This is a genomic window from Bifidobacterium sp. H6bp9, assembly GCF_032193695.1.
Lineage (GTDB): Bacteria > Actinomycetota > Actinomycetes > Actinomycetales > Bifidobacteriaceae > Bombiscardovia > Bombiscardovia kimbladii.
In genome coordinates this window covers 725,730-739,719 of record NZ_JASTZY010000001.1, presented here as the reverse complement: position 1 = coordinate 739,719, position 13,990 = coordinate 725,730, and the positions used below count along the sequence as shown (strand labels likewise).

The following is a 13,990-nucleotide window of genomic DNA, read 5'->3' as shown; positions in this document are numbered from 1 at the left end:
GTCTCTTAGGTCTATAGGAAATCATCATCATTGAGATCAGATAATCATAAAAAAGATAGCTGATTGGTTGTTCGGAACAGCATGGGTTATGTTTTGAGAATGAGCAATTCCGAGATTTGTTCCTGTACGACCTATGGAAATTCGCGTGCAACTTCTTCAGCTAAACCTTGCCGTTAGATACTCAACGATCAGTTCAGCAGTGACTACGTATCATGCTGAAAATTAAGCAACCAATTAATTTCATCAAAGATATCTTTAGAAGGCAAGACGAAAGTGTGAGTCGCCTGTTCTCTAGTTGAAATGAAAATCCTGCCGCCAGCGGCTCGTATTTTCCTCGCATATAGATATATATCCGAATTATTCACATTAGTATCAAGTTTATTAACAGCAATGCATATGGGAGGATAAGATTGGTGGGCAACATTTTCCAGAGGAGACCAAGATCTAAGATATTCAATTTCTCGAGGATATTGGGTTCTTCCAAATTCCTCTTGGTCTATAGCAAGCCTAGGGTTTCTGTCATTAAGAACTGCTTTTAGCGGCGAAATAAATGGTGCCACTAAGTATGCGGCATCATATAGATCAGGGCGTTGGTTTAATGCTGCAGCCGCTATCGCTCCTCCCGCACTTGCTCCCGCAGCAATGATGTGCACATCATCCCCAGCACATTCATGTTTTATGGATATAGACACCGATATATAATCATTTATGGCGTTTTGTTTGTTACCCCTCTGGCCGGCGTGATGCCATTCAGTCCCAAGCTCGCCTCCTCCCCTGACATGCGCATAGGCTATATGCATGCCTCTGCTCACCAGATATTGGATGGATGAATCGTATGTAGGATCAAGATTTTTCCCGTAAGCGCCATATACCAAAAGAACCACTACTGTGTTATTAAGCGGAGTTTCTCTCGTGTTTTTAGGACAAATCAATGTAACAGGGATTTTTGCGTTATCGTATGATAGGGGAGTAAGAAATCTAATATAATGATTTGGTTCAATCATTTGGTGATGACGGTCTAGCCCCTTGTGCCAATCAACAATGCCCTTTCCTATATAGGCATATGAAGAGACTTTGCAAGCCGGACAACAAACATCCACCATCATTTGGCAATGCTGAGGACTAAACGCCTGTACCAGAAAAAGCGAAGTATGATGCACGCTTGGTTCCGTTGCTACCATCTTCCATTTCACTTCGCCTGGTTCATTGATGACGCTCATCCAGGTTGTCCATATGATATTTTCATCACCGCCTGTGCGGATAACCAGAAGAATCTCGTCGTTGAAAATCGCATAGTCAGTGATGATGCCCTTGACGCTTACATGGACATATTTCCAAGCTTGTGGTCTCAATAAGCTCTTTTCTCCGTTAACAACGATGATGTATTGCTGGTCTTCTCCATCATTTCCGTACCCAATGAAGTACGTGTTCCCTTTAGCACTTACATCTTGAACTTTTCTCAGGCCATTGACGTTTCGCGAGCATAATTGAGGGGAATCAGCGAGATGACCATCAGTGTGTATAAGGAAGGTGCTGTCTCCCTCATGCAGAAAAAGAAATCTGCGCGAAGGTAACACATCTATCGTGGCCCATTTCCCTACTGACAAAGTCTTAAGGTTAACATCTAGAAATGGGAATGCTGTACGTCTCTTCCTGAGTTCTTTGGGACTTCCATCTCTATCGAGCGATAGATAGTACAACCACGAATCATCAGGCGATAAGCAGACATCACTACCTGCGGTATTGACAGTCGTCAGTAAAGTGGCTGTTTCTAGTGCTATTAGATTCAACTCGTACGACGAATCCAATTCAGAGTGGAGGATGGAGACGGCGATCTTCCCGTTGAAGCCGATTTGCAATCCATAAAATCGGTTAATGACGGAAGCGCTTAATTTGCAGGCGATTTTTGGGTGGCGTTCCTTTGACTTGTCCCCGCATGAAAGCCTTTCAAGAATGAAATCGTTATTGGAATTGCTTGTTTCTGAATACCACCAATCGCCAATGCGAAACGGCTTGCTATTGTCCATTGATGCATCTTTCCTGCATGTGACTTAAATCAATGTCATCCATCCCTGTATTCCTACACAATTGTTGGTACAAAGGATTGTTCATGCTCAGATCAGCATGTGTCCCAACTCCGTTGATGGTTCCACTGGCCAAAACTATGATTCTATCTGACGAAGCGATCGATTCTAATCTATGAGCTACCATAACAATTGTCTGCTCGGGAAAATTGGCATGAATAACTTGTGTGACCAACTCCTCGTTTTTAGCGTCTAAATTAGAGGTTGTTTCGTCAAGCAAGATAATTGGCCGCTTTATGAGCAACAACCTTGCCAGGGCCAAGCGTTGACGTTCACCACCACTCAGCAACACACCGCGTTCGCCTACCAAGGTATCCAATCCATCGGAGGTGCCTCTCACTTTTTGCGCGAGGTTCACCTTATTCAAGGCATCCCAGCAGTCTTCATCAGATACGTCGTTCTTGTTCATCGCCAAATTCGTTCTGAAAGAACCAGAATAGATAGGGGCATCTTGTTCAACATAGCCGATCAGAGAATGTACATAAGAGGAGCTAAGCGTTGAAATGTCAACACCATTAAAGAGAATGTGGCCATGATTCGGCTTATAGAATGCCTCTATGAGGGCCAGCATGGTTGATTTCCCTGCTCCGGATGGTCCGACTATCGCGTAGACGTCACCGCCTTTCATATGTACACTTACATCATTCAATTGGAGCTTGCCACGATTTTCTTGTGTGTCATCATAAGAAAAATCAACATGGTCAAAATCGATGTCAATCCGATCGGGGTTGGGGATCTTCCTTTGGAGCTTACAGGACACTGCTCCTGCTGACGTTGCATCTTCGGTCGACATTCCCATTATTGCTTGAATTCTGGAGTATGCGCCCAACGCTCTGAACAGGCTGCTAAATGCCGACGAAAGTGTCGCCATAGGTGTAAACATCATTTCTAAGTACATAGAGAAAGTTACCAGTTGCTGAACAGTCATCACCCCTTTGACCACTTGGAAAGCGCCGATCCCCAATACAATCATTAGGCACAACTGCATTAAGGCCATTCCTGATGGCTGTATTAGTGATTGCTTCTTGGAAATTAGACGACCAAATGTGTACGCTTGTTTGGCCTTTTCGCTGATTATGTCGGTCTCCTGCTCTGTAGCGTTGAAGGCCCTGATCGTTTTTAAACCCATCAAAGCATCAGTGGCTGCAGACGTCATATCTCCTATGGCCGTTTGAGCCCCTCTGGAGAAGTCTTGTAATTTTCCGGATAAGACTACCAGTAAACCGACGGTAACAAGACAGGTCGAAAGAGAGATAACGAACATGACGGGACTGATTATGACCATTCCCACACACGCGCCTATGAACACCAGTAAAGTGCCAAACACTTCTGGCAATTATCGGTCAGCAATCGCTTCAGTTCATTTGTATCAGATGAAATAATAGAAATTACGTTGCCTGTATGCGACTGGTCCAGATCTTTGAACGGCAAATGCAGAATATGCATTACTAGAGACCGTCTCATATCGTTCAACAGCAGGTAAGCGTCAAAAGAAGTGATTGCTGCGCCGGACAGAAACACTCCTGCCAACGCTATTAGAGGGGCACTGCGGATCGCATGTTATGCTGCACGCGTCCAAGAATGACATTGACAAGCTGTGGCTGAGCCAGATTTAAGAGGGCGCTCGCTATACTTAGCAGACTAACCGTGAATAAAACACCCTTATGGATTTCAAAAGGCGGGGCACGTCTATCAAAGATGCGGTTTTCTCATTACTATTCCGCTTGTGTGGCGACATTTTCGTCCTTTGTTGGGGGTGGTTACTCACCGACTGCACGTGATATGACCCTCACAGAATCCTCGGAACGCGCGCACAGCGCCTGCACGCCTGTGACGAGGGCGCCTACGACAATAGCGAGGAGTGCGATGACCGCCCAATATCCCCATTGAACGCTTATCTTTGCGCTTCCCAGATATCGTTGCAGCATGAAGGCGGTGCCGCAGGTGCTGAGCAGTGTGATGACGAAGGCGAGCAGCACCGAGGTGACCATCGAAATGAGACCATCGAGGGCTCCCAAAATGCGCAACTGTCCGGTACTGGCACCGGATACGTATGTCAGCGCCAGATCCAGGCGTCGCCCTCGTGCGGTGATCATCAGTCCGGAGATTGCGCCCACCAAAGCGATGATGAGCGCAGGGCCGAGCATGGCCATCAGGTTCGTCAGCATGTGTGGGTTCACGTTCATGGAATGGCCGTTACTGGCGAAATTCTTGAGGCTGTCGGTCAGCGTATGCAACACACCAGAGAAAGTCATGAGCAACGACAAGCCGGCCGTCATGGGAATGATGGTCGCGTTCTGTCGTTGGATCCTCCCAACGGCCTGCTGCCTAGCGAGTTTCCAGGTGCTGAATGGCAGGGGGAGAAGATGCGTCCATCCTTTGGTGAACCAGTGCATGACATAGGGAGCCAGAACAGCCAATGCGAAGATCAGGAGGAACATGCCTCCCATGGAGAACCCAATGAATCCTGTCACTCTGGACTCTATGGGATTCCTGCCGGAAATGTGCGTGGCGAGCTCGCCAGAGTCTATCTTGCGTGTAGCTGTCCCCGGGATGATGAGCGCGCATATCGCTCCCACGAGCAACGATGCGCCTAGCAGAACACGGAATGCGTTCACTTGTCTCGGCGGGTTTTGTGACTGCCGAAGCGCCTCTATCGGCCTGATCTTGGATAGTGTGCGCACGGTCAGCACTGTGCCTGCAAGGACGGCGACTCCGGCAATGGCCAACCCAGTGCCGATGGATGCCAGCAGCTGGGTTGCTTGATACGTCAGTTTCAGCTCGAATGCTCTGGCCAGGAGGTCGAACAGATATGGTGCTGCCAGCGGCGTCAGGAGGGATGACGCTACTGCTGCCAAGATGAATAGGACGATGATGATAGCCAGATTCCCGAAGAGCAGCTGCCAGGGCGTGGCGCCTTGAAGGACCAGCAATGCTAGTTGGTGCCTGCGCTGGTTCAGAGCGGCGGTCACGACCCACAGCATCACGAACACGGCTATGACCACGCTGAACAGCATTGCTGGGCCGGAAAGGTTGGCGCCTAACCCGGCATCCGGTCCGTGGTAAGCGGCATCAATAGCCCTGCGCGCGGCGACGATAGTGCACACAGCGGTCTGGGAAACGATTAGTGACAGCCATACGCCGGCCCATACGGCCGGGGCTGCTTTCAGATCAGAGAGTGCGCCCCTCATATGCGGGCCCCGCTCTCCGTATCAGCGTTCAGCACGTGGCCATCACGGACCTCAACGATCTGGTCGCACTGTCCGGCTACCTCTCCACTGTGGGTCACTATTACTACGGTCCTGCCCGCATCCATAGCCAGGCTTTTGAACACCTGCATGACCTTGGCGCCAGATTCCTGATCCAAGGCTCCAGTCGGCTCGTCGGCGAAAATGATATCTGCATCGGAGAGCAGCACTCGTGCAAGCGCGACACGTTGCTGCTCTCCGCCTGAGAGCATCGTCACGCTCCTTTTTTTCTCGTTTGCCAATCCGAAGTACCGCAACATCTCATCCGCTTTTTGCTTGGGGAGTCGACGGCCGCGCAGGGTGAATGGCAGCGCGAGGTTCTCCTCCACCGTCATGCTCGTGATCAGGTTGTAGGATTGAAACACGAATCCCAGATGTCGACGCCGAAACCGAGTGAGCGCGGACGCTCGCATATGTGTGATGTCATGCCCTAGAAGGGAGATGCTTCCGGATGTCGCACGTTCCAACCCCGAAAGGCAGTACAGCAAGGTGGACTTTCCGCTGCCTGAGGGGCCGACAATCCCCGTGATTCTTCCGGGCTCAGCATGGAAGTCGACATGGTCGAGGATGGTGATCGAATCATCCTTCCTCGGAGTCACCGTCATTGTCAATCCATTTGAACTCACTGAAGCACCACTCATCACCGTTCTCCCATCATCGCCGTTCTCGCGACTTATAAATCTTCATCAGAATATTGCTATGGATGCCATACAAGGATGGCGCCCATAGACTTACATGACTGTTGTCCCTGCCGTCATCAGGGCAAAAATGACAGCCCATGCCATTTTGATGAATGCGTCATCGCAGTGGCATATTTTTGTGGATTAGCTGCAGGTCCATCAACTCCAGATATTATCATGCCCACCGCCGTGGCATGCAAATATGCTGACGCCGCTATGATGAGCGGCTTCATCATTCATGGCGATATTACTATTCTGCAGATCGATAATGTTGTGCATTTTGTCCGTCTCTCTCCTCTCTTTCTCGTGTTTAGTGCTATTTCCAATGGTGTCTCCACTGAAAGGATCGTTAGGGCAGACGGCTGGCAAGAACTACCATGGTTGGCCTATAAGACTATTTACTGCTCAGATAACGCCAGCTGAGCCTGTCGAATAATCACAAGAGGGTCTTAAATAGGATTCTCAGGGCAGATAAGGGTTTTTATGCCAGATGAGCCCAAATTGATTAAAGCTTTTCTAATGAAGATCTAGTATTTTTTTTGGGGGGGGGATTCGGCAACTAGGGCGCTGCCAAGTTAAGTGCAGCAAAGATACCGTCTCTGTCATGAGACAGGCCTGAGAATGCATACTGAAGCAAAGGCCTTGACGACTTCGGCCGTGTTTATGTATATTATTGGTTCAACTTGGCAAGCATCCACGCAGCGTTTTGGTCTGGCCGCCTCTGATTTCTTCCAACGGGCCTCTGAAGCGTTGACTACTCCGTGGCATAAGCAGGAGAGTGGCATGACTGGGTTGACCAGCGATCCCAAGCATGAGAAATCGACAGATACCGGCGTGATCCCGACTGCAGGGCAGGGCCATGAGCAGAGGCGCAGAGTGAATGGCCCCGTCCTCAAGGACCCTTCTATAGTAGGTGTCGATCAGGTTGCCCTTGCTCTGAATGTGGACCCCGACCGGGGCCTGGATGAGGCCGAGGCGGCGCGTCGGCTGGACAGGTTCGGTCCTAATGAGCTGGCTGGAGCGCCTCCCGTTCCTGCATGGAGGGAATTCCTTCAACAGTTCAAGGACCCCTTGGTCTATCTGCTTCTGGCAGCCACGGCCATTTCGTTGGTGCCCTGGGTGGTGGAACGCTCACATCCGGCATCAGGAGGCGGGGAGCCCCTGCCCTTTGATGCCATCGTCATCATGATCATCCTCATCCTTAATGCCGCCCTGGGGTACGCTCAGGAGGCTAAGGCCGAGCGGGCTGTGGATGCTCTGGCGAGCATGACGGCCCCGCACGCCTCGGTGCTGCGATGCGGCCGGGTGGTCAGCCTGGAGACCAGCAGGATCGTGCCTGGTGATGTAGTAGTCCTGGCTGAAGGCGATTCGGTCGGCGCCGACGGAAGACTGTTCCAGGCCGCGGGTCTGCGCGTGGCCGAGGCATCGCTGACCGGCGAGTCGCTGCCGGTGGGCAAGCGGCCCGGTCGGCTTGACCAGCCCAAGGCTCTGGGTGACAGAACCAACATGGTCTTCAACGGCACCGCAGTGACCCAGGGGAACGGGCGCATGATCGTCACCTCTACTGGTATGGACACCCAGGTCGGGAAGATCGCCGACATGCTGGCTGATACCCAGGAGGAACCCACGCCCCTACAGAAGGAGATGGCCCGCGTCTCCAAGCTCCTCGGACTGGCCGTCTGCTTGATTGCCGCCCTGGTTTTGGCTGCTTTGGCCCTGATGGAAGGCTTTCAGACAACCCAGGATCTGATTGATTCCCTGCTCATGGCCGTATCTCTGGCCGTAGCTGCTGTGCCGGAGGGGCTGACGGCCATCCTGACTGTGGTTCTCGCCCTGGGCGTGCAGCGCATGGCCAAGCATCATGCCATCGTCAAGAAGCTCAGCTCGGTGGAGACCCTGGGATCGGCATCAGTCATCTGCTCCGACAAGACAGGAACTCTTACACGCAATGAAATGACCGTTGAACGGGTGGTCGTCCCCTCGGGGCAGGTCAGGCTCACTGGCACCGGGTACGCTCCGGAGGGAACCATGCAGCCGTTCGAGGCCAGTGGGTCAGATGATCAACAACTGACAGATACCATTGGTTCATCTCTGGCTGAGGCAGTGGAAGAGACCCTGATGGTCGGGGCCATCGCCAACGACGGAGACCTGCATTGGCAGCCGGTCGAGGCCGAACCTGATTCCCAGGCCCAGTCTGGATCCGGGCAGGGTCACTGGCAGAGCGTCGGCGATCCCACGGAGGTTTCGCTGATTGTTGCCGCCCGTAAAGTCGGCGCTGATGCCAAGGCTGATAGCTACCGTCGTCTGGCCGAGATTCCTTTCACGTCCGAGCGCAAGCTCATGTCGGTTCTGGCTGCCCCGAATGATGACAACGAAAGGGAATCACGTCTCTTCTGCAAGGGCGCTCCCGACGTGCTGCTTGGCCGATGCGACCGGATTCTCGATGGCGGCCAGGTCAGACCTATGACCAGTGCCGATCGGGAAAGGATACTTGCTCAGGTCAGCAGTCTCTCGGCGGATGCCTACAGGACCTTGGGACAGGCTTTCCGGCCTGTATCCGACCAGGAGCTGTCGGCGCTGGCCGAAGCTGACGCGGGGGAGTGGCCGTCAAGCACGGTCGGGACGGATCAGACGGACCGGTTGCCTGAAAAGTCTCAGCATGCTCCTGCAATTCGCTTGTCTGCCGACAAGGTGATCCAGGAAAGCACCCGACTGGAGAGCAATCTGATCTGGACGGGCATGGTCGGCATCATTGACCCGCCCCGCACTGAGGTCCGCCATGCGGTGGATCAGGCTCACAAGGCCGGCATCAGAACGATCATGATCACCGGCGACCATCCGCTTACTGCAGCCAGAATCGCAGGGGACCTGGGCATCATCAAGCCCGGACAGCCGGCCTGCACTGGCGAGCAGCTGGATGCCATGGACTCGGACCAGCTTCGGGAGACCACCTCCAAGGTCTCCGTCTACGCCCGCGTGGCCCCCGAGCACAAGCTGAAGATCGTCGAATCGCTCCAGGACCAGGGCAAGGTCGTGGCCATGACCGGCGACGGCGTCAATGATGCCCCTGCTGTCAAGACCGCAGACATCGGCGTGGCCATGGGCATCACCGGGACCGAGGTCACCAAGGAATCGGCCAAGATGATCCTGGCGGACGACAATTTCGCCACCATCGTCCAGGCCGTGCGAGAGGGCCGGGGCATCTTCGACAACATTCGCAAGTTCCTGCGCTACCTGCTCAGCTCCAACATGGGCGAGGTCTTCACGGTCTTCGGCGGCGTGGTCTTCGCTGGTCTTCTGGGCATATCGCAGCCCGGCATGGCGGGCGTGACCGTGCCGCTGCTGGCCACCCAGCTGCTCTGGATCAACCTCCTGACCGACGCGGCGCCCGCGCTGGCCATGGGCGTGGATCCGCAGACCGACGATCTGATGGACCGCCCGCCCCGATCCGTCAGCGACCGGGTCATCGACCGGGACATGTGGGTTGACATCATCTACATAGGCCTGGTCATGGCCCTGGTCACCCTGATCGGCATGGACATGCACCTGAGCGGCGGCCTCTTCACCGACAGGTCCGTCCAGGCGATCGGCCACGAGGCGCAGATCAGGGAGGCGCGGACCATGGGCTTCACCATCCTGGTCTTCGCCCAGCTCTTCAACGCGCTGGCCTCCCGCTCCTCCCGCAAGTCGGCCTTCCAGGGGCTCTTCAGCAACCCATGGCTCTGGGGCGCCATCGGCATCTCCATCCTGCTGCAGCTCCTGGTGATCTACGTGCCCTTCCTGGGCGAGGCCTTCGGCACCGTCCCCCTCCAGCCCCAGGCCTGGCTGGAGTGCATCGCGCTGGCTTCCCTGGTCCTGATCGCTTCGGAGCTGCGAAAACTACTCAACTGGGCGGTCAGACGGATACGGGCATGAATGCTTATTCCGATGCGGTGATTGGACTGGACAATGCCGCATCGGGATTGTCTCCTATGGCCTCATCCGTGGCTCGAACCTGTTCCTGCACCTGTCCCCGCTTATCCGCATACTGGCAAATATGGGGAACGATGAGCAACAGCATGCAATGGATGTTTTGTCATATTGGTGCGCGGTTGAACTGTTCTCGCCACAAAATTGGAGGGATAACCAGCTCATTGCTTTATCCTCCTCCCGCAACGACGACCAAAGGGTAAGCGTTTCTGAGCAGGAGCGACTTCCATGGAATGACATTCATGCTGATCTTCTCATCGGGCCGGTTGACAATGAGCATCGTTCCTATACAAACCTCTATAACGACCTGCAGAGCAGGAAAATATACCGGTTGCAGACAGACATGAACGCCCGGCTGACCAAACCTTTCTCGTTTGCAGAAGATACTGAGAACTGGCTGCGCGTGCAGGCGGTCAGATCAGGACTTGACGAACAGACTATAACCGGTCTGCTTGGGGAGACGAACCAGCTATGGCTAGAGGTGGCTAAGCAGCCCGATCCTCTGCCGGCAGGTACTGAACTGACGGATTCCATGATTTCGCGCCTTCTGCAGGTGTCGGGAAAGCTGTCAGCAACGGCCAATCGGCCTGGCTCAGCCTGTGCTGTTTACCGCAAGGACTATAACCGTCGATTTGCGCGTCGCCCCGTCCACCAGGCGGTAAAACCCGACGAGAGCTCGGAGCAGCAAGAAGGGGTGGGACGACAAAATCGGTGGCTTAAGCATGAACGTTTTCGAATAGCAGTCGGGCTCTCCCAGCGTGTAGTCACGAATGCGCTGTTGAAAGCCGCCAAGCTTGTTCGAGAGCTCTCGCCAGCCGAGGAGACTGCTCAGGACGAGGTGTTGCAGGAGCTAGCCCATCGGCAGAGTAGGCGCGCCGGCGGTCCTTCTACCGTGGCTTCCCTTATGGAGTTCTGCGTAGGGGATGATGGCTGTCTGGTCCCAAGATCATTGACGCTCTCTCAATATGCCAAGGCGGTTTCCTGTCTGTTCAATCATGAAGGCTGGCCTGATTGCCCGGCTGGGTGGCCGCATATCGAAGTATTTGACGATACGGAAAGCAAACTCAAGTCCGAATTCAATCGTCTGGCTGGGGAAGACTCTGAAGATGGAGCAGGCCGACCGATGTACAAGGCAGGTCCGGTCGGCAGATATGAGATCGAAAGCCTCATTGAGCATGTAGCGGATCGGATGGGACTGGATGACCGCGCGGTGAGTAGATCTCCTCTTTTCGCTCGCGCTGACGGCTCACCACTGATCAGGGATTATGTCAATTGCCATCTGGAAGCCAGCTCAGAATCATTGAATGGCGAAATGATGGATTCCTTCTTCCTAGAAGATCTTGAAGACCTTTATCAAAATGGGACTGAAATATTTTCTGAACCGGTCAGGCAATATCTATCGGTTGGTCATCCTCGACGGTTCAATCTGCAGAAGGACCCTGAGGGGCATTTGGTAGGCGACTTTACGGAACCAGCCAACATGCCGTTCGGGCGATGGCCAAGTGCTTCCAATCAATTTCAGTCGACAGGCCAGCAGCTGGCGATTAATCAAATACGGGCGGCCTTGGAAGGATATGGCAGGTCATCGCTGCTAGGTGTCAATGGTCCTCCTGGAACCGGCAAGACCACACTGCTCAAGGATGTGGTGGCCGAGATTATTGTGGCCAGGGCTCGTCGGTTGGCAGGATTCTCCCGTCCTCAGGATATTTTCACATCTCGGAGGGTGGCTAGAGCAACCTCGGACGAGGACAAGGACTATGTCTACTGGACGCTTGATCCGTCGGTGACCGGCTTTGAGATTGTCGTTGCTTCCAGTAACAACAAGGCTGTTGAAAACGTCAGCCAGGATCTGCCCAGTGCCGATGCTATAGACGCCGAGTGGGAAACCTATATTGACAGTGAATTCAAACAGGTTCCCTGTGGATTCGCTTTTCGAGACTTTGCCGGGCAAATTACCGGTCGCAGGGGTCAGGATAATGAGAGTGGTTCTTCAAATACCTCATCCGCTTGGGCTCTTATATCGGCGGTCTTGGGAAACATGAGCAATAAAAACCGATTCCTGTGGCCCTTCAAAAATGAGTTTATCTATAAATCATTGAGATATAGGCCAGATGAAAGGGCCAGTAGGACCAATTGGGCAAAGGCCAGGAACGACTTTAATGCTGCGCTGAAGAAGGAAGAGAGCATCCGCGCCAGGAAAATTGTCCAGTACAATCTTGTGCGTTCTTATTCAGGCCTGTGCAATCAGCGATCCGATCTGTCAGCCGAGCTGAAAACCCTTAATGAACAACTTCATGGCATGAAAGCAAGCCGCTCAAGGTATGTCGGACAGGTTCAATCGATGGAACGGCAGATGTCGGATGCTGGCCAGGCTGCCAATAATGCGCAAGCTGCTTGGGAACAGGCTGATAGCATTTGTCAGGTTCACTTGTCTTACTGGAAGGCGCATCCACTAAGGTCGTTTTTCCACAGCCGCGAAAGGCAGCAGGACGAGCTTAAGGTACGTACTGATCTGGAGCAGGCACGTCGTACAAAGCAGCATTTCGATGAGCAGGCCAGCACGGTCCATCAGCGGTTGCAGTCCTTCTATGGAGGGTTGGAAGTCGGTGATCAGAAGTTAGGGGAATGCCAAACACAGATTGCGACTTTGAACAGGCAACTTGCTGCCCTTGAACAGCAGATCGCTGAGGCCGAACAGATTCAGTGGCCCAGGCCTGACATTGGCGATGACCATGTTGCGTGGATGGACCAGGAATGGAGCAAGGCGCGGACGGAGGTCTACATCAAGGCGTTGGCTCTTCATCAGCAGGCCGTTATGGGTGCTGCCCACCAGTTCATGTGCAATCTGTCCCTGGCTTGCGCCGTGATGCAGTCGAATGGTTTTACGGATGGCGAGAGGTTGGTGGCTTGGCAGACTTTCTTCCTGGTGATCCCAGTCGTCTCCTCGTCCTTTGCATCAATATCCAGAATGTTTTCGGGGATAGGCAAGGAGGCGCTCGGCTGGGCGATTGTGGATGAGGCCGGACAGGCCCTGCCCCAGGCCGCTGCTGGTCTGTTGCAGCGTGTGAAGCATGCGGTTGCGGTTGGAGACCCTATGCAGCTCCAGCCCGTGGATACCATGCCCAAGCCGATGCGTGAACTCTTGGCGAGCACCCATCATCTCAAGCGTCTGGGCCTGGAGTCCGAAAACATGCAGGCCTTGGTTGATTACCAGACGCCTTGTGGCCTGTTGGACGAGACCGATGATCACTGGCTGGGGATGCCTCTGGTGGTGCATCGGCGCTGTGATGAGCCTATGTTCTCCATATGCAACGATATGGCCTACTCCGGCAGGATGGTTCGCGTAGGGCCGGAGCATCAGCCCTGTGTATATCCGTCCGGTCCTCATGCGGGAGATGAGCTGCCGGCCTCCTGTTGGTACGATGTGCCGCCGAATTCCGGCGAAACCGGGAGAACGCAATGGAGGCCGCAGGAAGGCTACGAACTTCACAAGCGTCTGTGCGGGCTCTTCAAGGGCGGGATCGACCCCACCAATATTCTGGTCATCGCTCCGTTCAGGGCCGTGGCCAACCAGGTGCGTGACACCTTCGCGGATGCCTTGCGGCAATGCACTGGTTGTAACAGCAGCGAAGCGAGCCGGCTGGCATCAAGCCAGGCTGGAACCGTGCACACCTCTCAGGGGCGCGAAGCCGATGTGGTCTTCATCGTTCTTGGCAGCAGGGCCGGCAAGCGTGGAGAAGGCTCTCGTTCATGGGTTAACGGGTCGCCCAATCTGCTCAATGTCGCTGTGTCTCGAGCCAAGCGCCGTGTCTACGTGATTGGCAATCTCGCTGATTGGAAGAACGGAACCTATACGTCCAGGATCGCTAAGGACCTCCCGGTGGAGGCGAGTGCGGAAGTTTGAGTGGGTTGGAATGCAAATGAGTTAAGTCTCGAAGCATCTGCATTTGATTGCAGAGCGATATATGTGTGTCATTCTTGCGGAGAAAAATAGAGTCGGTTTGAAAAT

7 protein-coding genes are annotated in these 13,990 nt (G+C 53.7%); 3 read left to right on the top strand and 4 right to left on the bottom strand.

Going from position 1 to position 13,990, the window contains the following annotated elements; translation table 11 throughout:
• Window positions 1-203: 203 nt before the first annotated feature.
• The 4 genes from QRX40_RS03065 to QRX40_RS03050 form a co-directional block, all read right to left on the bottom strand.
• Complete coding sequence (locus QRX40_RS03065) at window positions 204-2,027, bottom strand: prolyl oligopeptidase family serine peptidase (RefSeq protein WP_082097816.1); 1,824 nt, start codon at window positions 2,025-2,027, stop codon at window positions 204-206.
• On the bottom strand, window positions 2,017-3,411 hold the full coding sequence (locus tag QRX40_RS03060) for an ABC transporter ATP-binding protein (RefSeq protein ID WP_313836374.1): 1,395 nt from the start codon (window positions 3,409-3,411) through the stop codon (window positions 2,017-2,019). Before QRX40_RS03060 ends, QRX40_RS03065 begins: the two co-directional genes overlap by 11 nt.
• 433 nt (window positions 3,412-3,844) lie before the next feature.
• Window positions 3,845-5,275 carry an ABC transporter permease gene (locus QRX40_RS03055; RefSeq protein ID WP_024627010.1) on the bottom strand — a complete coding sequence of 477 codons (1,431 nt, stop codon included), beginning with the start codon at window positions 5,273-5,275 and terminating at the stop codon, window positions 3,845-3,847.
• A complete protein-coding gene (locus tag QRX40_RS03050) occupies window positions 5,272-5,937 on the bottom strand; it encodes an ABC transporter ATP-binding protein (RefSeq protein ID WP_229281577.1) in 666 nt (221 codons plus the stop codon). Before QRX40_RS03050 ends, QRX40_RS03055 begins: the two co-directional genes overlap by 4 nt.
• 111 nt (window positions 5,938-6,048) lie before the next feature.
• On the opposite strand from QRX40_RS03050, the gene QRX40_RS03045 reads away from it, so the two are divergent.
• From QRX40_RS03045 to QRX40_RS03035, 3 genes are all read left to right on the top strand, one after another.
• Window positions 6,049-6,435: a hypothetical protein gene (locus tag QRX40_RS03045; protein WP_146210942.1), complete on the top strand. Its 387-nt coding sequence runs from the start codon at window positions 6,049-6,051 to the stop codon at window positions 6,433-6,435.
• A gap of 453 nt (window positions 6,436-6,888) precedes the next feature.
• On the top strand, window positions 6,889-9,927 hold the full coding sequence (locus QRX40_RS03040; RefSeq protein WP_373312885.1) for a cation-translocating P-type ATPase: 3,039 nt from the start codon (window positions 6,889-6,891) through the stop codon (window positions 9,925-9,927).
• A gap of 121 nt (window positions 9,928-10,048) precedes the next feature.
• Complete coding sequence (locus QRX40_RS03035; protein WP_313836194.1) at window positions 10,049-13,885, top strand: AAA domain-containing protein; 3,837 nt, start codon at window positions 10,049-10,051, stop codon at window positions 13,883-13,885.
• Window positions 13,886-13,990: the final 105 nt, after the last annotated feature.

What these genes read in the sequence shown, in the direction of transcription:
- QRX40_RS03065 (WP_082097816.1), bottom strand. Translation starts at nt 2,027, where the DNA reads ATGGACAATAGCAAGCCGTTTCGCATTGGCGATTGGTGGTATTCAGAA.
- QRX40_RS03045 (WP_146210942.1), top strand. Translation starts at nt 6,049, where the DNA reads ATGGCGCCCATAGACTTACATGACTGTTGTCCCTGCCGTCATCAGGGC.
- QRX40_RS03055 (WP_024627010.1), bottom strand. Translation starts at nt 5,275, where the DNA reads ATGAGGGGCGCACTCTCTGATCTGAAAGCAGCCCCGGCCGTATGGGCC.
- QRX40_RS03035 (WP_313836194.1), top strand. Translation starts at nt 10,049, where the DNA reads ATGGGGAACGATGAGCAACAGCATGCAATGGATGTTTTGTCATATTGG.
- QRX40_RS03050 (WP_229281577.1), bottom strand. Translation starts at nt 5,937, where the DNA reads ATGACGGTGACTCCGAGGAAGGATGATTCGATCACCATCCTCGACCAT.